Origin of the sequence: Stappia sp., from assembly GCF_040110915.1 — a bacterium.
In the GTDB taxonomy this organism is placed as follows: Bacteria; Pseudomonadota; Alphaproteobacteria; order Rhizobiales; family Stappiaceae; genus Stappia.
This window is the reverse complement of the sequence record NZ_CP157793.1, coordinates 4,273,020-4,296,194: the sequence shown is the minus strand read 5'-3', so window position 1 is coordinate 4,296,194 and position 23,175 is coordinate 4,273,020. Positions and strand designations below refer to the sequence as shown.

Sequence of the window (23,175 nt, the reverse complement as noted above, 5' to 3'; positions counted from 1 at the left end):
AGAACGATACTGACTCCAGACCACAACGGGCGCGGTCAACGCGCCGCATCCCGGGAGGATCCGCCATGCTGCCGCGTGCCGACACCTATGACGCGCTCGTCGACGCCTTTCGCTGGGAGGTGCCCGCGCGCTTCAACATCGGCGAGGCGATCTGCGACGCGGGTGCTGCGCGCGCGCCGGACCGCACGGCGCTCATCTGCATCGCCGAGGACGGTACCCGCGAAGAGCTGACCTTCGCCGACCTCAAGGCGCTGTCGAACCGCATCGCCAACCGGCTGGTCGCCGACGGCGTGCGGCGCGGCGACCGGGTCGGCATCCTGCTGCCGCAAGCGAAGGAGACGGCCGCCGGCCACATCGCGGCGCTCAAGCTCGGCGCGATCACCATTCCGCTGTTCACGCTGTTCGGCGAGGAGGCGCTGGCCTATCGCCTCGCCGATTCCGGCGCGAGGGCCGTGATCACCGATGCCGGCGGTGCGGCCAAGCTTGCCGCGATCCGCGATCGGCTGCCGGAGCTTGTCCATGTCTACACGATCGACGGCCCGCATCCCGGCACGACGGACCTCCATGCCGCCCTCGCCGCTCAACCGGCGGAGTTCGCGCCCGTCGACACCGCCGCCGACGATCCGGCGATCCTGATCTATACCTCCGGCACGACCGGGCAACCCAAGGGCGCGCTGCATGCCCATCGCGTGCTGCTCGGACATCTGCCGGGTGTGGAGATGAGCCACGATTTCTTCCCGCAGGCGGGCGACCGGATCTGGACGCCGGCGGACTGGGCCTGGATCGGCGGGCTGCTCGACGTGCTGATGCCCGCGCTCTTTCACGGCGTGCCGGTCGTCTCCTGCCGCTTCGCGAAATTCACCGCCGAGGCGGCCTTCGAGCTGATGGCGCGCGAGGGCGTGCGCAATGCCTTCCTGCCGCCAACGGCGCTGAAGATGATGCGCGCTCACGGCGTGCCGAAACCCTCCGTGCCGCTCGATGTACGCACCATCGCCAGCGGCGGCGAGACGCTGGGCGCCGAGCTTCTCGACTGGGGGCGGGAGACCTTCGGCGTCACCATCAACGAGTTCTACGGCCAGACCGAGTGCAACATGATCGTGTCCTCCTGCGCGGCCCTCATGCCCGCGCGGCCCGGCATCATGGGCAAGCCGGTGCCGGGGCACGCTCTCGCCATTGTCGGCCCCGACGGGACGCCGCTGCCGGCCGGCGACCAGGGCGTGATCGGCGTGAAGCGCGGCGATCCGGTCATGTTCCTCGGCTACTGGAACAACCCGGAGGCGACGCGGGCCAAATTCGCCGGCGACTATCTGCTGACCGGCGACATGGGCGTTGAGGACGCCGACGGCTGGATCCGCTTCGTCGGGCGCGACGACGACGTCATCACCTCGGCCGGCTACCGCATCGGCCCCGGCGAGATCGAGGACTGCCTGATCGGCCATCCGGCCGTCGCGCTCGCCGGCGTGGTCGGCAAGCCGGACCCGCAGCGCACCGAGATCGTCAAGGCCTTCGTGGTGCTGGCCGAGGGGCACGCGCCGTCCGAAGCACTCGCCGAGGAGCTCAAGACGCACGTCAAGTCCCGGCTCGCCGCGCATGAATATCCCCGCGAGATCGACTTCGTCGACGCACTGCCGATGACGACCACGGGCAAGATCATCCGCCGCGAGCTGCGCGCCCGCGCGGCGGCCGAGACCCCCGCCGACTTATAGCTCGCGCGGCGGCTGAGACGATTCACACGAATTCCAGCCCAACTAATTTGAAGGACTCACAGAATGTCAATCGACGAATTCAACGAAGCACGCTACAATTACTTCAAAGACATGGAGATAGCTGCTTTTGAAGCATCCGCCGCGTATGGCAGATGGGTCACAGGCGCCTTGTTTTTGATACACGGCGGCGCACTCGTTGGCATTCTCTCAACTCTTGAAGGAGGCCAAATAAATTCTTTCGAATTAAAAAATAATGTAAAGACTTCAATTTATTTTTTTACATTTGGAGTAATCTTCGCAATTGGGTGTGGAGCGCTAGGCTGGCGGAACTACATGATGCACTCCCAAAACTACTCCCAGAGGGTTCGAAAATACGTATTGGATGGCATGAAAGATCCCGAAGATTTTTTGTTTCACTCAAAAGAAAAGGTGAACTTAACATATAGGCTAGCTATTTTTGCGGGGTCGATTTCTACATTATTATTTGTATTTGGCTGCATTTCACTAACATGCACCTGATTTGTAACACCTTAAAGTGCGTAGATGGGGAGTGCGACATGACCGGATTTCCCTTGCATCGAACGGCATGAGCGAACATATAGGGGCCGGGAGGTTGGTGGTGGACGCGCCACTCGCCAACCGGGTCAGGTCCGGAAGGAAGCAGCCCCAACGAGTTTCGGCACGGGTCACCGTGCCAGCCTCCCACCCTTCCCCCCGCTCACATTCTGCCGGTACCCGCATGAACGTCCGGCGAGATCGGGCCATGCGATACGGGTGGGCCGGCCCGCACCGCGCGTGTGCAACACGGGCACAAATCGCCGGTGCTGACCAGATTCGCCTCAACAACGCCGCACCGCGCCGTTAAGGTGCCTCCCATGGACGGGCTCATTCCTTCTTCGCCAGATCAGGACGGCGCCGGCTACCGGGTGCTTGCGCGCAAGTACCGGCCGAAGAGCTTCGAGGATCTCGTCGGCCAGGAGCCGATGGTGCGCACCCTCAAGAATGCCTTCGAAACCGGGCGCATCGCGCAGGCCTGGATGCTGACCGGCGTGCGCGGCGTGGGCAAGACCACGACGGCGCGCATTCTCGCGCGCGGCCTCAACTACGAGATCCCCGGCGAGGCCGACCGCCCCACCGTCGAGCTGGACCGTCTCGGCGTGCATTGCGAGGCGATCATGGACGGGCGCCATGTCGACGTGATCGAGATGGACGCCGCCTCGCACACCGGCATCGACGACATCCGCGAGATCACGGAAGCCGCGCGCTACCGGCCCGCCTCGGCGCGCTACAAGGTCTACATCATCGACGAAGTGCACATGCTGTCGAAGTCGGCCTTCAACGGGCTGCTGAAGACGCTCGAGGAGCCGCCGGAGCATGTGAAGTTCATCTTCGCCACCACCGAGATCCGCAAGGTTCCGGTGACGGTCCTGTCCCGCTGCCAGCGCTTCGACCTGCGCCGCATCGACGCGGACAAGCTCGTCGGCCTGCTGCGGCGGATCTCGCAGGCCGAGGGCATCGCCGTGACCGACGAGGCGCTGGCGCTGATCGCCCGCGCCGGCGAGGGATCGGCGCGCGATTCCCTGTCGCTGCTCGATCAGGCCATGGCGCATGGGTCTGGCGGCGGGTCTGGCGGCGCGGCGGATGCGCCGGTCGACGCCGAGACCGTGCGCGCCATGCTGGGGCTGGCCGACCGGGCCCGCATCATCGACCTCTTTACCCATCTCATGAAGGGCGACGCGGCCGCCGCCATGGGCGAGTTCCGCGCGCAATACGACGTCGGCGCCGATCCGGTCGTGGTGCTGTCGGATCTTGCCGAATTCACCCATCTGGTGACCCGGCTCAAGATCGTGCCGGAAGCCGGCGACGAGGCCTCCGTCACCGAGGCCGAGCGCCTGCGCGGGCGCGAGCTTGCCGAGGGCCTGTCGCTGCGCGTGCTGTCGCGCTGCTGGCAGATGCTGCTCAAGGGCATCGCCGAGGTGCAGGCCGCGCCGAAACCGCATCTCGCCGCCGACATGGTGCTTGTGCGGATCGCCTATGCCGCCGACCTGCCAGACCCGGAAGAGGCGCTGAAGCTGCTGCGCGCCGGCAATGCGCCGGAACTCGCGGCAAAGCTCCCGGCCTCCGCACCGGCCGCGCCATCGTCTTCCGCCGCGCCTGCGCCCTCTGCGTCCCCTGCGCCCTCTGCGTCCGAAGGGGACGCGCCTGCATCGCAAGCGCCGCAGGCCGCCGCTCCGGCACCGGCAGCGACACCGGAGCCGGCCCCGCAAGCCCAAGCCCCGCAAGCCCAAGCCCCACAGAGCCCGGCGCCGCCGAGGCTTCAGGCCGTGTCCGGCGGCGCGCGGCAGGCGCCTGCCCGTGCGCCCGAGGCAAGCCCGGCCCCGCAGCCCTCCGTGGCACTCGCCTCGCTCGCCGATTGCGCCGCGCTTGCGGCGGAAAACCGCGACATTCAGCTGCGCTTTCTCATCGAGCATCAGATGAAGCTGGTGCGCTTCGAGCCGGGGCGCATCGAGTTCCAGCCGGTGGAGAACGCCGATCCGGATCTCGCCGGCAAGCTCGGGCGCAAGCTCACCGAGTGGACCGGCATGCGCTGGATCGTCACCGTGTCGCGCACGCACGGCCGGCCGACGATCGCCGAGGAGCGCGAGGCGCACAGGCGCCAGCGCTTCGCCGATGCGCGCGCCGAGCCGGCGGTGGCCGCGCTGCTCGAGGCCTTTCCCGGCGCCAAGGTGGTCGACGTACGGGTGACCGCGAGCGAGACCGACCCCGCGCTCGAGCCGGGCCTTGACAGCGAGACGGACGCGGACGACACCGACCCCGACATCTGACACGCATCCGGCGACGCGGCGGTCCGCGCGCGTGGCTGCCAGGGAGACAGGCCATGGACTTTCTGAAAATGATGAAACAGGCGAAGCAGATGCAGGAGCAGATGGGCTCGCTGCAGGAAGAGATCGCCGCCTTGACCGTCGAGGGCACCTCCGGCGCCGGCATGGTCACCGTCACGCTGACCGGCAAGGGCGAGATGACCGCGCTCAAGATCGACCCGTCGCTCGCCAAGGAGGACGAGGTCGAGATCCTGGAGGATCTGATCCTCGCCGCGCATCAGGACGCCAAGGCCAAGGCCGACCAGATGATGCAGGAAAAGACGCAGGAGCTGATGGGCGGCCTCGGCCTGCCGGCCGGCTTCAAGCTGCCGTTCTGACCGCCCCATGAGCAACCGCGCCGTCGCGGGACCGGAGGTCGAGAAGCTGATCCAGCTGCTGGCCAAGCTGCCGGGGCTGGGCCCGCGCTCGGCCCGCCGGGCCGCCCTTCATCTGATCAAGAAGAAGGACCAGCTGCTGATCCCGCTCGCCCAGGCAATGGGGGTGGCGGTGGAGCGCGTGACCGTGTGTTCGACCTGCGGCACCGTCGACACCTGCGATCCCTGCACGATCTGCTCCGACCCGCGCCGCGACGCGTCGACCATCGTGGTGGTGGAGGACGTCGCCGACCTCTGGGCGCTGGAACGCGCCGGCGCGCTCGACTGCCGCTATCATGTGCTCGGCGGCACGCTGTCGCCGCTCGACGGCATCGGGCCGGAAGATCTCACCATCGCGCAGCTGATCGAGCGGGTGGCGCAGGGCGAAGTGTCCGAGATCGTGCTGGCGGTCAACGCCACCGTCGAGGGCCAGACCACGGCGCATTACATCACCGACCGGCTGCGCGGCTTCGACGTCCGCGTCACCCGGCTCGCCCATGGCGTGCCGGTGGGCGGCGAACTCGACTATCTCGACGAGGGCACGCTCGCCCAGGCGCTCAAGGCGCGCACCTCCTTCTGACAGCGGGCTTCGGAGGATGGCGGCCGATCCGCTTGCCCCCTGCGCCACGTCGCTTCCCTCGCGGGGCGCGGGCTTGCTAGAGCAATTTCAGCAAAAGTTGGAGACTTTTGCGTTCGCGAAATTGCGTAAAGACGAAGACATAGAGCATTTCGAGTGGTTCGGCATTCACGAGAAATGCTCTAGGCTTGCCCCACCCGCGTTTCGCCGGAGGACGCCATGCGCCGTCGATCCCTGTTTTGGCGCCCCCTGTTTTGTCGCCCCCTGTTTGGGCGCCCCTTGTTCTGTCGCCGCCTGCTTTCTCGCCTCGCCGGCTGTCTGGCCCTTCTGGTCGCACTGGACACGCCTGTCGCCGCCGGACCGTATGACGCGCAGTTCCGCGCCTTTCTCGAGGCCGAGATCGTTCCTGCGGCCCGGGCCGCCGGCGTGCCGCAGGCGGTGCTGACCCGCGAGCTTGCCGGCCTCACGCCGGACACCTCGCTTCCGGGCCTTGGAAGACCGGGCGAGGACGCGGGCCCGCCGCCGGTCAACTATCAGGCCGAGTTTCGCGCGCCCTCGCGCTACTTCTCCGACAATCAGTTCAACGCGCTGGTGGCACAGGGCCGCCGTCTTGCCGAGCGCCATGCGGCAACGCTTCGACGCATCGAACGCGAGACCGGCGTGCCGGGGCGCATCGTGCTGGCGATCTGGGCGCGCGAATCCGCCTATGGCACCGCCGCCATCCCCAAGGACGCGCTGCGCACGCTGGCAACCCGCGCCTTCATGGGCCAGCGCCGGGATCTCTTCAAGGGCGAGACGGTCGCGGCGCTGCAGATCCTGGCGCAGGGCCACATTTCCCGGTCGCGCATGAAAAGCTCCTGGGGCGGGGCGATGGGGCAGCCGCAGTTCCTGCCCTCGAGCTTCCTGCGCCATGCGGTCGATTTCGACGGGAACGGCCGGCGCGACATCTGGACTTCCGTGCCGGACACGCTCGCCTCCATCGCGCGTTATCTGCAATGGCACGGCTGGGTGCGGGGCCGCGACTGGGGCTATGAGGCGGTGATCCCGCCCGCCGTCTCCTGCACGCGCGAGGGGCCGGATCGCGGCCGGCCGATTTCGGCCTGGATCGCCGACGGGGTGACACGGGTGCGCGACCGCCCCTTTCCGGCGCATGAGGTGCCGCAGCCGGGGTTTCTGGTGATGCCGGCGGGGCGGCACGGCCCGGCGTTCCTCGCCACCGACAATTTCTATGTGCTGAAATCCTACAATGAGTCCGACGTCTACGCGCTTTTCGTCGGCCATCTCGCCGACCGCTACGCCAACAATCGCGGCTTCGTGCAGGGCTGGGACGCAATCCGCACCCGCTCGCGCGGCGCGGTGCGCGAGATCCAGTTGGCGCTGGAAGCAAAAGGCCACGACGTCGGCGGCGCCGACGGCCTCATCGGCTTCAAGACCCGCCGCTCGCTGGGCGCCGAGCAGGAAAAGGCGGGGCGGAGAGCGACCTGCTGGCTGGAGTGAGGGCGAGACGCTCGCCCGCCGTCACCCCGGATCTCCGCTTCGCTGCATCCGGCGTGACGGCGAGGTCGGGTGCGTGTTGAACAAGTCTTCCATTCCGGCTTGCCCGGCCGTGCGGTCCGCGTCACCCTGGATAGGTGTCCTACTACGTGTACATCCTCGCAAGCCGAACGCGGGGAACGCTCTATGTCGGCGTAACGAACGACATCTCCCGCCGGGTTCAGGAGCATCGGTCGGGGGACGCCGACGGTTTCACGAAACGGCATGGCGTGACCCGTCTCGTTTATTATGAAACCTACTCCTCGATCGCGGATGCGAAAGCGCGAGAAACGTCTCAAACGCTGGCGTCGCGCCTGGAAGGTCCGACTTATCGAAGCCGACAATTTCGATTGGCGCGATCTCTACGAAGATTTGAACCGTTGAAGGAGCCATGGTGTCAGATGGCGGCACTGCCCCGCCCTCCTTGCGTCACCCCGGACGGAGCGTAAGCGGAGATCCGGGGCCCAATCGCTTCCAGAGCGGATGCGGTCGGGCAATGCAGTCCGGTTTGCCGGCATTGGGGGCGGCCCTCACCGCCGAGGGTGCCAATGGACCCCGGATCTCCGGCTTCGCCTGCGTCCGGGGTGACGAAAGGAGTGTCGGAAGGGGCTGTGAGCGCAGCATCCGTCAGGGCTCCCCCTACTCGCTCACGATCCCTTCGCCGGCCGTTTCCAGGCGGAAGGCAGCGGCCATGAGCGCCCTGGTGTAGTCGGTTTTCGGTGCGTCGAAGATCTCCGCCGACGGGCCCGCTTCCACGATCTTGCCGGCCTTCATCACCGCCACCTCGTTGGCGAGCGCGCGCACCACCTTCAGGTCGTGCGAGATGAAGAGATAGGCGAGGTCGTGGCGCTTCTGCAGGTCGCGCAGGAGGTCGACCACCTGCGCCTGCACGCTCATGTCGAGCGCCGAGGTCGGCTCGTCCAGCATCACGAACTTCGGCTCCAGCACCATGGCGCGGGCAATCGAGATGCGCTGGCGCTGGCCGCCGGAGAATTCATGCGGGTAGCGGAAGCGCGTGGTGGCGTCGAGCCCCACTTCCTCGAGTGCTGCGGCGACCCGGGCGTCGCGCTCGTCGCGCGAGATCGACGGGAAATGCACCTCCAGCCCCTCGCCGACGATATCGGCCACCGACATGCGCGGGCTGAGCGAGCCGAAGGGGTCCTGAAACACCACCTGCATGTCGCGCCTGAGCGGACGCATGTCCTTCCATGACAGCGTGTCGATGTCGCGCGTGCCGAAGCGGATCTTGCCGGTGGAGGACATCATTCTGAGCAGCGCCAGCCCGAGCGTCGTCTTGCCGGAGCCGGATTCCCCGACGATGCCGAGCGTCTGCCCCTCGCGCACGGTGAGATCGATGCCGTCGACCGCCTTGATGTGATCGACGGTGCGCCGCAGAAGCCCCCGCTTCACCGGGAACCAGACCTTGATGTCCTTCGCCTCGACGACAATCGGCTTGTCCGTGTCGGTCTGCGGCGGCGTGCCCTTCGGCTCGGCCGCCAGAAGGTGTTTGGTATAAGGGTGTTCCGGCGCGTCGAAGATGCGTTTCACCGGCCCCTGCTCGACGATCTTGCCCTTGGTCATGACGCAGACCCGGTCGGCCATCTTGCGCACGATCCCCAGATCATGGGTGATGAACAGCATGCCCATGCCGGCCTCGCGCTGGATGTCCTTCAACAGCTTGAGGATCTGCGCCTGCACGGTGACGTCGAGCGCCGTTGTCGGCTCGTCCGCGATCAGGAGATCCGGCTCGTTGGCAAGCGCCATGGCGATCATCACGCGCTGGCGCTGGCCGCCGGAGAGCTGATGCGGATAGCTCATCAGCCGGGTTTCCGGGTCGCGGATGCCGACCTGGTCGAGCAGTTCCAGCACGCGGGCGCGCGCGGCCGTGTCGCCCATGCCGCGGTGGATCTTCAAGACCTCCGCGATCTGCTTTTCCACCGGATGCAGCGGATTGAGCGAGGTCATCGGCTCCTGGAAGATCATCGAGATCTCGTTGCCGCGCATGCGCCGCAGCGCCGCGTCGTCGGCGGTGAGCACCTCCTCGCCCTTGAAGCGGATCTCGCCGGAAGGATGCGAGGCGGCCGGATAGGGCAAGAGCTTCACCGCCGAAAGCGCCGAGACCGACTTGCCGGAGCCGGATTCGCCAACGAGTGCCACCGTCTCGCCCTTCGCGATGTCGAAGGAGATCCGGTCGACCGCCAGATTGGTGGCGCCGTTCTGGGTGAAGGCGACGGAGAGATCGCGCACGGAGAGAAGGGGAGCGTCGGTCATCTGAAGGGCCTCACGCGAAGCTCTTGCGCGGATCGAAGGCGTCGCGCACCGCTTCGCCGATGAAAATCAGGAGGCTCAGCATCAGCGAGATCACGATGAAGCCGGTAATGCCGAGCCAGGGCGCCTGGAGGTTGTTCTTGCCCTGCGCCAGAAGCTCGCCCAGCGAGGCGGAGCCCGGCGGCAGGCCGAAGCCGAGGAAGTCGAGCGCGGTCAGCGTGGTGATCGACCCGTTGAGGATGAAGGGCATGAAGGTCAGCGTCGCGACCATCGCGTTGGGCAGCAGGTGCCGCCACATGATCGTGCGATTGTCGACGCCCAGCGCCCGCGCCGCCGTCACATATTCGAAATTGCGCGCGCGCAGGAATTCCGCGCGCACCACGCCCACGAGCGCCACCCAGGAGAAGGCGAGCAGGATCGTGAACAATGTCCAGAAGCCGGGGATCAGCACCGAGGACACGATCAGGATGAGGTAGAGCGTGGGGATCGCCGTCCAGATCTCGATGAAGCGCTGGAAGAACAGGTCGATCCAGCCGCCGTAGTAGCCCTGCACCGCGCCGGCGGCGATGCCGATCGCCGAGGAGGCGAGCGTCAGCGCGAGGCCGAAGAGCACCGAGATGCGGAAGCCGTAGACAAGACGCGCCACCACGTCGCGGCCCTGGTCGTCGGTGCCGAGCCAGTTCCAGTTGCCCATCACGCAATTGGGATCCTCGGCCCCCAGCGGATAGCGCGCGCAGCGCTCCTCCTTCTCCAGCATCCACGACGGCGGCGCCGGGGCGGGCACGGGGATCTCGTTGTTGACGGTGCGATAGGAGTAGCGGATCGGCGGCCACAGCATCCAGCCGTTGGCGTTGATCTCCTCCTGGATGAAGGGATCGCGATAGTCGGTCACCGCCAGAAAGCCGCCGAATTTCTCCTCCGGATAGTCGACCAGGATCGGGGCCAGCACCTCGCCGTTGTAGACGACGACGATCGGCCGGTCGTTGACCAGCAGTTCGGCCACCAGCGACAGGCCGAAGAGCACCAGGAAGATCCACAGCGACCAGAATCCGCGCCGGTTCTTCTTGAAGTTGGACAGGCGACGGCGGTTGATCGGCGACAGCCAGCCGGTCGGGCGTCCGCCCGCCGCGGAGGCCCGCGCCGCGCCGTCCCCGCCGGCGGAGGTCAGCGACTGATCCATGGCCTCACACCTCCCGGCTTTCGAAATCGATGCGCGGATCGATCCAGGTGTAGGTCAGGTCGGAGATCAGGTTCACCAGAAGCCCCATCAGCGAGAAGATGAACAGCGTCGCGAAGACCACCGCGTAATCGCGGTTGATCACCGCCTCGAAGCCGAGCAGCCCGAGCCCGTCGAGCGAGAAGATCGTCTCGATCAGCAGCGAGCCGGCGAAAAACGACGAGATGAAGGCGCCCGGAAACCCGGCGATCACGATCAGCATGGCGTTGCGGAAGACATGGCCGTAGAGCACCTGGCGCTCGCTCAGACCCTTGGCGCGCGCGGTCTGGACGTATTGCTTGCGGATCTCGTCGAGAAAGGAATTCTTGGTCAGAAGCGTCACGGTGGCGAAGGCCGACAGCACCATGGCGGTGAGCGGCAGCACGAGATGCCAGAAATAGTCGACGATGCGCATCGGCCAGGAGAGTTCGTCCCAGTTTTCCGAGGTCAGGCCGCGCAAGGGGAACCAGTCGAGGAAGGACCCGCCGGCGAAGAGCACGATCAGAAGCACGGCGAAGAGAAAGCCCGGGATCGCATACCCCACGACGATGACGGCGGAGGTCCACACGTCGAAGCGGGTGCCGTCCTGCACCGCCTTGCGGATGCCGAGCGGGATCGAGATCGTGTAGGAAATCAGCGTCATCCACAGCCCGAGCGAGATCGAGACCGGCATTTTCTCGAGGATCAGGTCGAGCACGGCGATATCGCGGAAGTAGCTCTCGCCGAAGTCGAACCGGGCGTAGTCCCACAGCATGGTGACGAAGCGCTCGAGCGGCGGCTTGTCGAAGCCGAATTGTTCTTCCAGCTCGCGGATGAACTCCGGATCGAGACCCTGCGCGCCGCGATACCTGGAGGTCGCGGCATCGCCGCCGCCGCCTTCCGTGCCGCTGCCGGCGAAGTCGCTGCCGCCGCCGGAAATGCGGGCGGTGGCCGACACGTCGGTGCCCTGCAACTGGGCGATCACGCGCTCCACCGGTCCGCCCGGCGCGAACTGGATGATGGCGAAATTGATCGCCATGATGCCGATGAGCGTCGGCACGATCAGCAGGAGCCGCCGCAGGATATAGGCGCCCATCGTTTCGCTCGTCCTCGTCTTCGGTGTCAGACTTGTCTCAGTGTCGGACCTGTCTCGGTGTCGGACCTGTCGCGGACCCGTTCCAGGTCCGTCTCGGGTTTGAAGCTCGGGTTCCGGCTCCCCGGTTCACGGTCGCGCCTAGCGGATCGGGACCGGCGGGATGCCCTTTGCGCCTGTGCGCCCGCATCTCTCGCCTCGACGCGATTCGCCCATGATGCCGACGTGCGGCCGGCTATTCAACGTCGATGCGCTCCGCCTTGTCCGCATCGAACCACCAGTGGATTTCCGGGCGAAAATCATAAGGTGGCGGCTCGGGCGGGCGGCCGAAGATGTCCCACATGGCGACGGTGTGCGAGGGCTTGTTCCAGTGCGGCACCCAGTAGTGCCCGACCCGCAGCACCCTGTCGAGCGCGCGGGCCGCCACCGTCATCTCCGCGCGCGTCGACGCGGTGAGTGCGGCATCGATCAGCGCGTCCACGACCGGCGAGCGGATCCCGGCAAGATTGTTGCTGCCCGGCATCTCCGCCGCCGCCGAGCCCCAGAGCTGGCGGATTTCCTCCCCGAGCGTCGCCGACAGGGGAAAACGGCGGGCGGCCGCGTCGAAGTCGAACGTGTTCATCCGCGCCTGAAACTGCGCCGGATCGACGACGCGGAACCGGCAGGTGATGCCGAGTCGCCCGAGGTTCTTGGCATAGGGCAGCGCAACGCGCTCGAAGGTCTGCGAGTTGGAAATGATCTCGAACTCGAAGGGCGCGCCGTCGGGGGTGAGCAGCGTCGTGCCGTCGCGCCGGCAGCCGGCCGCCGACAGCAGCCGGTCGGCCTCGCGCAGCATGCTGCGGTCGAACCCGCTTCCATCGGACACGGGCGCCAGGACCGCCGGGCCGAAGGCTTCCGGCGGCAGCCGGTCGCGCCAGGGCTCCAGCAGCGCCAGTTCCTCCGGCGACGGCGGCCCTTCCGCGAACATCGGCGAGTTCTGGAAGAACGACTGGGTGCGCCGGTAGGCGCCGAAGAAGAGCGACTTGTTGGTCCACTCGAAATCGAAGGCATAGCCCAGCGCCTGACGCACCCGGGGGTCGGCGAACTTCTCCCGCCGCGTGTTGAGAAACCAGCCCTGACCGCCCGAGGGACGCCCGTCCGGGATCACCTCGCGGATGACGCGTCCGTCTTCCACGGCCGGGAAATTGTACTCCGTCGCCCAGGTCTTTGCCGTGAATTCCTCGCGATAGGTCGTCGCCCCCTTGGTGAAGGCCTGAAAGTCCGCCGTGCGGTCGCGGTAGAACTCGATCCGGAGCCGGTCGAAATTGAACTGCCCGCGCACCGCCGGCAGGTCCTTCGCCCACCAGGTTTCGACCCGCTGATACTCGATATATCGGCCGACCTCATGCGCGCCCACCCGATACGGGCCCGACGAAAGCGGCGCGGTGAGCGTCGTCTGCTCGAAATCGTAGCGCGTGTAATAGGCCGCCGACAGGATCGGCAGGCTCGTCACGAACAATGGCACCTTGCGGGACTGGCGGCCGGTGAAACGCACCGCGACGCGCTGCGGCGACAGGACCTCGGCACCCGAAACCTCCGCCATCGCCTGGCGGATGGCGGGATGCCCCTTCTCCTTCAGCGTCATGAGCGAAAAGGCGACGTCCTCGGCCGTCAGCGGCGTATCGTCGTGAAAGCGCGCCTCGGGGCGCAGGTTGAAGACGTAGGTGTTGCCGTCCTCCGACACCTCCACGCTTTCCGCCACCAGACCGTAGACCGCGTCCGGCTCGTCGAGGGCGCGCACCATCAGCGTGTCGAAACACATCTCCATGCGCGGCGGCGCATCGCCCTTGAGAATGAAGGTGTTGAAGCTGTTGAAGGTCTGCGGGTTCTGATTGTAGGCCCAGGACGGCGCGGTGAAGACCATGCGCCCGCCCTTGGGCGCCGCCGGATCGACATAGTCGAAGGCCGAAAAGTCCGGCGGATACTTCAGTTCGCCGAAGACCGACAGACCGTGGCGCGCCGATGCGCCCCGCGCCGCGCCGCCGGACCAGGGCAGGCCGAGCGCGGCGAGCGCGCCCGTCGCGCCCAGCAGGAAGGTGCGCCGGGTCGCCGACGTCCCCCCTCCATGCGGACCATGCGGACCATATGCGTCTCTGGCGCCGCTCATCCCTGGTCTCCGGCCATCGCCGCCTTGTCCGCGTCCCACCACCAGATGGTCGGGAAGCCGTAGGTATAGGGGGGGATGTTGTCGGGATGCCCGAAGCGGTTCCAGCGCGCCGTGCGGTGCACGTCGATGTACCACTGCGGCACGACGAACTGATGCGCCATCAGCACCCGGTCGAGCGCCCTTGTCGCGGCCACCAGGGTCTCGCGGTCATCGGCGAAGATCACCTTCTCGATCAGCGCATCGACGCCCGGGTCCTTGATGCCGGAGTAATTGCCCGACTGCGGCCGGTCGGCCGCCTCGCTGCCCCAGTAGTCGCGCTGCTCGTTGCCCGGCGACAGCGACTGGGCCCAGCCGAGCGTGGTTACGTCGAAATCGCGCTCGCGAATGCGGTTGATGTATTGCGGCGTGTCGACGACGCGCAGGCTCATCTTGATGCCGATGCGCTCCAGATTGCGCGCATAGGGAAGCACGTAGCGCTCGGAATTGGGGTCGTTGTCGACGAATTCGATCTCCAGCGGCTCGCCGGTCTCGACATTGACCATCTGACGCCCGCGCAGCTCGTAGCCCGCCTCCTTGAGCAGCGCGACCGCCTTGCGCATGTTCTCGCGCAGCTTCGCCGGATCGCCGTTGACCGGGTTTTCGTAAGGGGTCGTGAAGACCCGTTCCGGCACGAGATCGCGCACGCTTTCCAGGATTTCCAGTTCCTCGCCCTCGGGCAGGCCGGAGGACGCCAGATAGGTGCCGGAGAAATAGGAATAGGTGCGCTTGTACTGATCGAAGAAGATCGTCTTGTTGGCCGTCTCGAAGTCGAACACCAGGTTCATCGCCCGGCGCACCCGCACATCGTCGAAGGGCGCGCGGCGCAGGTTGAGGACAAAGGCCTGCATCACCCCGCGTGCCTTGTCGGGGAAGGTCTCGAGCACCACGCGCCCCTGCTCGACGGCCGGAAAGTCGTAGCCCGTCGCCCAGTTCTTGGCGCTGTTTTCCGCGCGGAAGTCGAACTGGTCGGCCTTGAAGGCCTGCAGCAGCACGGTCTGGTCGCGGAAGATGTCGTAGCGGATCTCGTCGAAATTGTTGGTCCCGATCCGCACCGGGTGGTCGGCGGCCCAATAGTCCTCGACGCGGGTATAGCGGACATAGCGCCCCGCCTCGATCGCCTCCAGCCGATAGGGCCCCGACCCGAGCGGCAGTTCCAGCGTGCCGCTGGAGATGTCGCGCGGGTTGCCGTCGGCGTCCGTCCCTTCCCACCAGTGCTTCGGCAGGATGATCATCTGCCCGACGATCTTCGGCAGTTCGCGATTGCCGGCGCCGTCGAAGGTAAAGCGTACCGTGCGCTCGCCGACGGCCTCCGCCTTTTCCACGTGGCGATAGTAGAAGGCGCGGCTCGGATTGAGCTCGGTCAGCTTCCCGAAAGACCAGATCACGTCCTCGACCGTGATCGGTTCGCCGTCATGCCAGCGCGCCTTCGGGTTCAGCCGGTATTCGACCCAGGAGTAATCGGCCGGATAGCGAAAGGCCTCGGCGATCAGGCCGTATTCGGCGTTGATGTCGATTTCGTCGAAGGCCGGCGCCAGCAGGGTGTCGTACATCAGGCCGAGGCCGGGCGCCGGATTGCCCTTGGTCAGGATCGGGTTGAGCGTGTCGAATCCGGTCGAATCGGCGAGACGGACCGTCCCGCCCTTGGGCGCCTCGGGGTTGACGTAGTCGAAATGCGGGAAGTCCGGCGGATACTTCGGCTCGCCGCTCAGGGCGGCCGCATGGCGCCAGGCGGGCACCTCGGAGGCCGCGCCAACGGCCGCGAAAGGCAGGGCGAGGGCGACGACGGCAAGAGCGGCAAGGGCCGCCCTGCGCCAGGCGGGAACGGGCGAACGGAAGATCGTCATGGCACGGGACTTCGTCATGGCGGGGCGCACGCGTCCTTCTCGCTGACGGACCGCCCGCACAAGCCGGCGGTCCTGGGCACACTGACGGACCGCCCGCACAAGCCGGCGGTCCTGGGCACACTGACGGACCGCCCGCACAAACCGGCGGTCCTGGGCACACTGACGGACCGCCCGCACCGGCCGGCGATCCTGGGCACCCTTGGCACAGTGGCGGACGGCCCGTATCGGCCGGCGGTCCCTGGCCAGGGTCTGATGCCCTATAATAGGAGGTCAAGGCCCGTCCCGACAGGCGCGGCGCGTAAAATGACGAAACTTTAATCGCAAATGGAGCAAACCGGCGCCTCAGGCGGCGCGATCCTTCTCGCGATACATGCGCTGATCGGCCAGCGCGAGAATATCCGAAATCGACGTTGCGTCATCGGGATAGGTCGCCCAACCGACGCTGACACGCAGCACGATGGTGTGTTCGTCGATCCGCAGCGGCTCGTCGACGATGCCGCGCAGCCGCTCGGCAAGCCCCGCCGTGGCGGGGTGATTGATCAGCCCCGGCACAACGACGACGAATTCGTCGCCGCCGATCCGGGCGATGGTGTCGGACTCCCGGGTCTCGGCGCGCAGGCGCTCCCCGATCTCGCGCAGAACCCGATCGCCCACCGCGTGGCCGAAGGTGTCGTTGATCGGCTTGAACCTGTTGACGTCGATGAAAAAGACCTGAAAGCCGATGCCGGTGCGCTCGCTCAGCGACGCCAGTTGCTCCATGCGGTCGATCAGGAGCCGCCGGTTGGGAAGCCCCGTAAGATCGTCATGAAGGGCGAGCGCGCGGGCCCTCTGCTGGGTGCGCACCACGAAGCCGGAGAGCGCCGCCATCACCAGCGTCAGCGCGAGACCGAAGACGACCGCGACGCTTCCTTCCTGCGACATGCGCACCCAGCCGCGCACCGGGCGGCTGGCCAGCTGCCAGCTCCCCGTCGGCAGGGTCACGGGGAGGGTCACCGCATCGCTGTCGAACAGCGCCGGATCGCCGAAGATCATCTCCCCCTCGGCTCCGAGCCCGTCCTTGCCGCGAATGGCGTAGGCATAGCCCCCGGCCTCGGTCATGATGCCGGCCTGCGCGAACAGCGCATCGGTGTCGACCACGATGGCGGCCAGGCCCCAGTAGGCGCGCCCGTCCCGCGCGTCGAGTTCCTGGCTCGGCACAAGGATGGGAGAGCGCGCGATCAGCCCGTGCCCGCCCTGCACCAGGTCGACCGGCCCGGCGACGATGGTCCGCCGCTCCCGCATCACGCGTTCGACCGCCGGCCATTGCGCCGCGTTCTCGCGATAGTCGAGGCCGAGCGCCTTCTCGTTCCCCGTCTGGGGATAGATGAAACGCACCACATTGTCCGGCGCCAGCGCGATCACCTTGATGTTGGGATCGACGGCGGCGATCTCGGCGGCGAACTGCGCGAACTGCCGCTGGTTCAGGTCCATGTTGATGGCGGTGAAACTGACGAGGCCCTGCGCGATGTAGATCGTGGCGTTGATTTCGCCCTCGATCCGGGCCCGGAGCTGCGACAGGCGGTCGAGCGCGTTGTTCTTCTGATACTCGCGCGCGGTGTCGTTCAGAATGCCGGCGACATAGGCGGTCAGCGCCAGTCCAAGGGCCAGCACGCCGGCGACCACCGCAAGGATGACCCATCGCGCCCCAACGGTCCGGAGCTGCGTGGCGATATCCGATTGCGATGCCGTCTTGGGCAACGCCTCATCCTCCTCATCGGACTCACGTCCCTTGCCGGTCCCGCGCGTCGTGTTCCCGGGGTGCGGTGCTCCCCCCGCCGGTATTCCACGCGCCAGTTTTCCACGCGCCGGTATTTCATGCGCCAGTGTACCCGGGCGCATCGAGCCGGCGAGGCCCGACGCGGCGCGCACCCGAGGCCGATCCCGTTGCAAAGCCGACGGCATGGCGCGGAAAGCGAAACATCGGGCGGCCGGCACCGGGAGCGGTGCGTCCACACTTGCCGGCGCTTCCGACAACACAGTCATCGTCTAGAATGATTTATTCTACGTATACGACCGGGAATCAACTGGCCCTCGGCAAAACATCTAGGCCCCGCGAAGCGAGAAGCGGAAGAGTTTCCCGCCCCGGGCCTTGCCGCACGACCCGGCACAATCTTAAGTTTACTCATCACAACCGGACGAGGCACGCCACCCACCGAGAGGGAAGCGCCGCCATTGCACCTCTGCGGAATGACCGCACCAACTGCGCTCTGGCCGAACGCAAGAAGGCCGGGCGAACCCGGCCTTCCAGTCTCATCCTGCGTTTCCCACGGCCTCCCGGCGGCAAGGGCCGGGGTCGCCCGACCGGGTCACTCCGCCGCGGCGGGCTCCGGCAGCGGACGCGGATCTTCCGACAGCGAGCGCAGATAGGCGATCATGTTGGCGCGGTCTTCCGGCTTGCGCAGACCGCGGTAGCTCATCGAGGTGCCGTCGATGTAATCCGCCGGGCCGGCCAGGAAGTTGTCGAGCCCCTCGTAGGTCCACTCGCCCTTGTCCTCGCCGTAGGCGGTCATGGCGCCGGAGTAGCGGAAGCCGTCGACGCCGCCCGGCGTGCGCCCGACCACATCCCACAGCACCGGGCCGACCTTGTTCGGGCCGCCCTGCTCGAAGGCATGACAGGCGGCGCAGGCCCGCACCAGCTTCTCGCCGTCCGCCGCCGACGCGCTCGCCAGCCGCACGGCGATCGGCTCGACCTGCGGCTCCTCGGCCGCCTCCTCGGTCGCCCCGCCCTCGGCGTCGGCCACGACGATCTCGTATCCGGGTTTCTCCGGCGTCTGCGGAGCGAAAACGATATCGGAAAGGACACCGAGACCCATCGTCAGCAAAAGGACGGACAGGACGGCGCCGGCAATCATGTTTAGCTTTGCAGAATTCATTCCCGCTCGCTCCAACTCCATCGGTCGTGGCTGGCGCGCGTCTGACGGCCCCCCGCAACGCGTCGCGTGGTGAAAAAGTCGCCGGAAACTACAAAGTTTTTGACGCTCGTGTCCATAGGTTTAAAAGGGCTTTTCATGAGACATATGGACCCTTCGTTTTTCCTGCCCGCCGAAGACCGGCCGCAGGCCGGGAGCCGGCTTGCATGACACGCGCCCTCGTCGTCATTCCCGCGCGCATGGCCGCCACCCGCCTGCCCGACAAGCCGCTCGCCGACATTCACGGCCGGCCGATGATCGTGCATGTGCTGGACCAGGCGCGCGCCGCCGACATCGGCCCGGTCCTGGTCGCCTGCGACGACGCGCGGATCAAGGCCGCGGTCGAGGCGGCCGGCGGCGAGGCCGTCCTCACCCCGCCGGAGCTTGCCAGCGGCTCCGACCGGGTGCACGCCGCCGCGACCGCCTTCGACGCGGACGGGCGCTTTGATGTGGTCCTCAACCTCCAGGGCGACGTGCCGCTGATCGAACCGGAGGCCCTGCGCGCGGCCTTCGCGCCGCTTGCCGATCCGGCCGTCGACATCGGCACGATCGCGACGGAAATCCGCGACCCGGCGTTGCGCTCCGACCACGGCGCGGTGAAGGCGGTGGGCACGCAGGTCGGCGAAGACCGGCTGCGCGCGCTCTATTTCACCCGCGCCACCGCCCCGCACGGACCGGGTCCGCTTTATCAGCACATCGGGATCTACGCCTATCGCCGGGCGGCGCTGGCGCGTTTCGTTTCGCTGCCGCCCTCGCCACTGGAGCTGCGCGAGAAGCTGGAGCAGTTGCGCGCGCTCGAAGCGGGCATGCGCATCGACGTCTCGCTGGTCGACAGCACCCCGATGGACGTCAACACGCCCGCCGACCTCGCCGCCGTGCGCGCGGTGCTCGCCGCCCGCCACCCAACCTCTTGCTGAGCGCGATGCAGCCCATGACCACCAACAAGAAAATCGTCTTCCAGGGCGAATACGGTGCGAACTCGCACACCGCCTGCCGCAACGTCTATCCCGACTACGAGGCGGTGCCCTGCGCCACCTTCGAGGACTGCTTCACGGCCCTTGAAAGCGGCGAGGCGGATTTCGGCATGATCCCGGTCGAAAACTCCGTCGCCGGACGGGTCGCCGACATCCACAACCTGCTGCCGCAATCCTCGCTGCAGATCATCGGCGAATATTTCCTGCCGATCCGCTTCCAGCTGATGGGCCTGCCCGGCGCGCGGCTCGAGGATCTGAAGAGCGTGCAGAGCCACGTCATGGGGCTCGGCCAGTGCCGCAAGATCATCCGCGAGCTCGGCCTCAAGCCGGTCATCGGCGCGGACACGGCCGGCTCCGCGCGCCAGATCGCGGAACGCGGAGACCCCACGGCGGCCGCGCTCGCCCCCGAACTCGCGGCGGAGGCCTATGGGCTCGACATCCTGCGCCGCGACGTGGAGGACGAGGCGCATAACACCACGCGCTTTCTCATCCTGTCGCGCGAAGCCTTGCGCGCGGCGAACAACGGCCCCGGCGTCATCACCACCTTCGTGTTCCGGGTGCGCAACGTGCCGGCAGCCCTGTACAAGGCGCTCGGCGGCTTCGCCACCAACGGCGTCAACATGACCAAGCTGGAATCCTATCAGCTCGAGGGACAGTTCTTCGCCTCGATGTTCTATGCCGACGTCGAGGGGCACCCGGACGAGCGCAGCGTGTCGCTGGCGCTGGAGGAGCTGAAGTTCTTCTCCGCCGAATTCAAGCTTCTGGGTGTTTACCGCGCGGACCCGTTCCGCCAGAAGATCAGCGAACCGGAAGCCAACCGCGCCCTGCGGCCGACGCCGGGTATCTGAGACACAACCGAGGATACGATCACGACATGACCTTGCCCCGCTTCGACGCCCTGTGCATCGGCAACGCCATCTGCGACGTCTTCGCGCATGTGGAAGAGGATTTCCTGGTCGCGGAGAACCTGATCAAGGGCTCGATGCGGCTGATCGACACCGAGGAGGCGGTCCGCCTGTACGCAAAGATGGGGCAGACCACCCGGATCTCCGGCGGCAGCGCCGGCAACACGGCCGCCGGCATCGCCCAGCTCGGCGGCGCGAGCGCCTATTTCGGCAAGATCGCGGAAGACGAACTCGGCACCGCCTATCGCCACGACATGACCGGAACCGGTGTCGCCTTCGACACGCCGGCGCTGACCGACGGCCCGCCCACGGCGCGCTCGATGATCCTCATCACGCCGGACGGCGAGCGCACGATGAACACCTATCTCGGCGCCTGTGTCGAACTGTCGCCGGACGACATCGACGCCGACCAGGTCGCCGCCTCCGCCATCACCTACATGGAAGGCTACCTCTGGGACCCGCCCGGCGCGAAGGAAGCCTTCCTCAAGGCCGCCGAGATCGCGCATGCGCACAAGCGCAAGGTGAGCCTGACGCTGTCCGACAGCTTCTGCGTCGACCGCTACCGCTCCGAGTTCCTGGGCATGATGCGCGACGGCACCATCGACGTGCTCTTCGCCAACGAACATGAACTCAAGGCGCTCTACGAGACGGCGGATCTCGACACCGCCATCGACAGCGTGCGCAAGGACTGCGCGCTCACCGCGCTGACCATGGGCGAGAACGGCGCGATGGCCATCGGCCGGGAAAACACCGTGCATGTGGCGGCGGAAAAGGTCGAGGATGTCGTCGATCTCACCGGCGCGGGCGACCTGTTCGCCGCCGGCTTCCTGCTCGGCCTGTCGCGCGACTACGACCACGCCATGTCGGCGGAACTGGGGTGCCTGTGCGCGGCCGAGGTGATCCGCCACGTCGGCGCGCGCCCCGAACGCTCGCTGCGGCAGGTGGCCGAACAGCAGGGCTTCGCGCTCTGACACGACCGGTTCCGGTGCGCGGGGCCGTTTTCTGGGGCCGGCGCCTTTACCACGGCGTGTCTGCCGGGGCTTTTCAAGAAAACGGGCGCGCTCCATTCCGGATCGCGCCCGTCTTTGTATCCGCGCCGCCGCGGTCCCGGCGCGGCGGAAAGCGCCGTCAGTCGGCCAGGTCCTGCACGGAGGCGACCTTGCCCTCGTCCGTCAGCCGGTAGACGAGCGGCGCGCCGGTCGCCAGCTCGCGCTTGAGGATCTCGTCCGGGCTCAGCCCCTCGAGTTCCATCACCAGCGCGCGCAGCGAGTTGCCATGGGCGGCGACGATCACCCGCTTGCCCGCGAGCACCTGCGGCAGGATCTCGCGGCGGTAGTAGGGCAGCACGCGCTCGGCCGTCATCTTCAGGCTTTCCCCGCCCGGCGGCGGCACGTCGAAGGAGCGGCGCCAGACATGGACCTGCTCCTCGCCGAACTTCTCGCGCGCCTCGTCCTTGTTCATGCCGGTGAGATCGCCGTAGTCGCGCTCGTTCAGCGCCTGGTCACGGATCGTCTCCAGACCCGTCTGGCCCAGCTCCTCCAGGATGAGCGACAGCGTGCGCTGCGCCCGCGACAGCTCGGAGGTGAAGGCGAGATCGAAATCGAGCTTCAGGTCCTTCAGCTTCCGCCCGGCGCCCCGGGCCTCGTCGACCCCCTTCTCCGTCAGGTCCGGATCCTTCCAGCCGGTGAAGAGGTTCTTCAGGTTCCAGTCGCTTTGCCCGTGACGGACGAGCACGAGAAGATGTTCCATGTCGACGTTACTCCGAGGGGATGACAGGCGGCGCGTCAGTCGGCGAGACCGAGGACGTCCGCCATCGAATAGAGGCCCGGCTTCCTGTCGCGGGCCCAGAGCGCGGCCTTGACGGCGCCGCGCGCGAAAATGCTGCGATCCTGCGCGTGGTGCGACAGTGTCAGCGTTTCCAGCGGCCCCGCCAGGATCACGCTGTGATCGCCGATCACCGAGCCGCCGCGCAGGGTGGCGAAGCCGATGTCGCCGCGCTCGCGCGCCCCCGTGATGCCGTCGCGCACGCGCACGCTGTGCCCGGCCAGATCGATGCCGCGTCCCGCCGCCGCCGCGTCGCCGAGCAGCAGCGCCGTACCGGACGGCGCATCGACCTTGTGGCGGTGGTGCATCTCCAGCACCTCGATGTCGAAATCCTCGTCGAGCGCGGCCGCCGCCCGGCGCACCAGCGCGGCCAGAAGATTGACGCCGAGGCTCATGTTGCCGGACTTGACGAGACGGGCATGGCGCGCCGCCGGACGGATCGCCTCGACGTCCTCCTCCGTCATGCCGGTGGTGCCGATCACATGAACGCAGCGGGCCTGGGCGGCAAGCTCCGCGAAGCCCCGGGTCGCGGACGGGGCCGTGAAGTCGAGCACGCCGTCGGCGGCGGCGAAAACCGGCAGGGGATCGTCGGTCACGGGAATGTCGAGCGGCGGGATCCCCGCCACGACGCCGGCGTCGGCACCGATCGCCTCGGCGCCGGCGCGCTCGACGGCGCCGCACAGTTCCACTCCGTCCATCTCGGTGACCGCCCGGATCAGGGCCCCGCCCATCCGTCCGGCCGCCCCCACCACAGCAAGACGCATCGTCATATCGCTCGTCCCCGGCTTGATCGTGCCCGCGGTATATCAGGTTCGCGCCGGCACGCAACGCCGGCGCCGCCCCGCGTCATCCCCGCCACGCCCGGCGACGGCAAGAGCTCCTCGCGGA

At 67.3% G+C, this 23,175-nt stretch carries 18 protein-coding genes, 1 other RNA gene and 1 pseudogene; 11 read left to right on the top strand and 9 right to left on the bottom strand.

Annotated features, from left to right (window positions below; genetic code table 11):
- Window positions 1-65 precede the first annotated feature (65 nt).
- The 8 genes and pseudogenes from ABL312_RS19235 (at window position 66) to ABL312_RS19200 (ending at window position 7,435) form a co-directional block, all read left to right on the top strand.
- Entirely contained in the window at window positions 66-1,706 is a 1,641-nt protein-coding gene (locus ABL312_RS19235; RefSeq protein ID WP_349359010.1) for an acyl-CoA synthetase, read from the top strand.
- A 63-nt stretch (window positions 1,707-1,769) separates the two neighbouring features.
- A complete protein-coding gene (locus ABL312_RS19230; protein ID WP_349359009.1) occupies window positions 1,770-2,225 on the top strand; it encodes a hypothetical protein in 456 nt (151 codons plus the stop codon).
- Between the two features lie 89 nt (window positions 2,226-2,314).
- Window positions 2,315-2,412, top strand: an RNA gene (gene ffs / locus ABL312_RS19225) — signal recognition particle sRNA small type.
- 169 nt (window positions 2,413-2,581) lie between these two features.
- The gene (locus ABL312_RS19220) at window positions 2,582-4,531 is read left to right on the top strand and encodes a DNA polymerase III subunit gamma/tau (RefSeq protein ID WP_349359007.1); all 1,950 of its coding nucleotides are present in this window, start codon (window positions 2,582-2,584) and stop codon (window positions 4,529-4,531) included.
- 53 nt (window positions 4,532-4,584) lie between these two features.
- Window positions 4,585-4,905, top strand: coding sequence for a YbaB/EbfC family nucleoid-associated protein (locus tag ABL312_RS19215; protein ID WP_349359006.1), 321 nt, complete (start codon window positions 4,585-4,587; stop codon window positions 4,903-4,905).
- 7 nt (window positions 4,906-4,912) lie between these two features.
- Window positions 4,913-5,521, top strand: coding sequence for a recombination mediator RecR (gene recR / locus ABL312_RS19210; RefSeq protein WP_349359005.1), 609 nt, complete (start codon window positions 4,913-4,915; stop codon window positions 5,519-5,521).
- Window positions 5,522-5,797: 276 nt separating this feature from the next.
- Window positions 5,798-7,015, top strand: a complete 1,218-nt coding sequence (locus ABL312_RS19205) for a lytic murein transglycosylase (protein ID WP_349359004.1) — start codon at window positions 5,798-5,800, stop codon at window positions 7,013-7,015.
- Between the two features lie 134 nt (window positions 7,016-7,149).
- Window positions 7,150-7,435, top strand: a pseudogene (locus ABL312_RS19200) (GIY-YIG nuclease family protein).
- A gap of 255 nt (window positions 7,436-7,690) precedes the next feature.
- On the opposite strand, the gene ABL312_RS19195 reads toward ABL312_RS19200, so the two are convergent.
- The 7 genes from ABL312_RS19195 to ABL312_RS19165 form a co-directional block, all read right to left on the bottom strand.
- The gene (locus ABL312_RS19195) at window positions 7,691-9,322 is read right to left on the bottom strand and encodes an ABC transporter ATP-binding protein (protein ID WP_349359003.1); all 1,632 of its coding nucleotides are present in this window, start codon (window positions 9,320-9,322) and stop codon (window positions 7,691-7,693) included.
- A 10-nt stretch (window positions 9,323-9,332) separates the two neighbouring features.
- Window positions 9,333-10,499, bottom strand: coding sequence for an ABC transporter permease (locus tag ABL312_RS19190; protein ID WP_349359002.1), 1,167 nt, complete (start codon window positions 10,497-10,499; stop codon window positions 9,333-9,335).
- Between the two features lie 4 nt (window positions 10,500-10,503).
- Entirely contained in the window at window positions 10,504-11,610 is a 1,107-nt protein-coding gene (locus tag ABL312_RS19185) for a microcin C ABC transporter permease YejB (RefSeq protein WP_349359001.1), read from the bottom strand.
- 232 nt (window positions 11,611-11,842) lie between these two features.
- Complete coding sequence (locus ABL312_RS19180; protein WP_349359000.1) at window positions 11,843-13,753, bottom strand: extracellular solute-binding protein; 1,911 nt, start codon at window positions 13,751-13,753, stop codon at window positions 11,843-11,845.
- Window positions 13,750-15,654 (bottom strand): extracellular solute-binding protein, encoded by a 1,905-nt coding sequence (locus ABL312_RS19175; protein WP_349358999.1) that lies wholly within the window; start codon window positions 15,652-15,654, stop codon window positions 13,750-13,752. The genes ABL312_RS19180 and ABL312_RS19175 overlap by 4 nt, the downstream gene beginning before the upstream one ends.
- 324 nt (window positions 15,655-15,978) lie before the next feature.
- A complete protein-coding gene (locus tag ABL312_RS19170) occupies window positions 15,979-17,373 on the bottom strand; it encodes a diguanylate cyclase (protein ID WP_349358998.1) in 1,395 nt (464 codons plus the stop codon).
- A gap of 608 nt (window positions 17,374-17,981) precedes the next feature.
- Complete coding sequence (locus ABL312_RS19165; protein WP_349358997.1) at window positions 17,982-18,548, bottom strand: cytochrome c family protein; 567 nt, start codon at window positions 18,546-18,548, stop codon at window positions 17,982-17,984.
- Between the two features lie 203 nt (window positions 18,549-18,751).
- Here ABL312_RS19165 and ABL312_RS19160 point away from each other — a divergent pair, with 203 nt between their 5' ends.
- From ABL312_RS19160 to ABL312_RS19150, 3 genes are read left to right on the top strand one after another with little or no spacing between them, the layout of a single operon-like run.
- Entirely contained in the window at window positions 18,752-19,501 is a 750-nt protein-coding gene (locus ABL312_RS19160; RefSeq protein ID WP_349358996.1) for a 3-deoxy-manno-octulosonate cytidylyltransferase, read from the top strand.
- 14 nt (window positions 19,502-19,515) lie between these two features.
- A complete protein-coding gene (locus tag ABL312_RS19155) occupies window positions 19,516-20,406 on the top strand; it encodes a prephenate dehydratase (RefSeq protein ID WP_349358995.1) in 891 nt (296 codons plus the stop codon).
- Between the two features lie 26 nt (window positions 20,407-20,432).
- Complete coding sequence (locus tag ABL312_RS19150) at window positions 20,433-21,434, top strand: adenosine kinase (protein ID WP_349358994.1); 1,002 nt, start codon at window positions 20,433-20,435, stop codon at window positions 21,432-21,434.
- Between the two features lie 157 nt (window positions 21,435-21,591).
- Here the strand turns inward: ABL312_RS19150 and ABL312_RS19145 are convergent, their stop codons facing one another.
- Both ABL312_RS19145 and dapB read right to left on the bottom strand, forming a co-directional pair.
- On the bottom strand, window positions 21,592-22,212 hold the full coding sequence (locus ABL312_RS19145) for a 2,3-bisphosphoglycerate-dependent phosphoglycerate mutase (RefSeq protein WP_349358993.1): 621 nt from the start codon (window positions 22,210-22,212) through the stop codon (window positions 21,592-21,594).
- 35 nt (window positions 22,213-22,247) lie between these two features.
- Window positions 22,248-23,051: a 4-hydroxy-tetrahydrodipicolinate reductase gene (gene dapB, locus ABL312_RS19140; protein WP_349361465.1), complete on the bottom strand. Its 804-nt coding sequence runs from the start codon at window positions 23,049-23,051 to the stop codon at window positions 22,248-22,250.
- Window positions 23,052-23,175 lie beyond the last annotated feature (124 nt).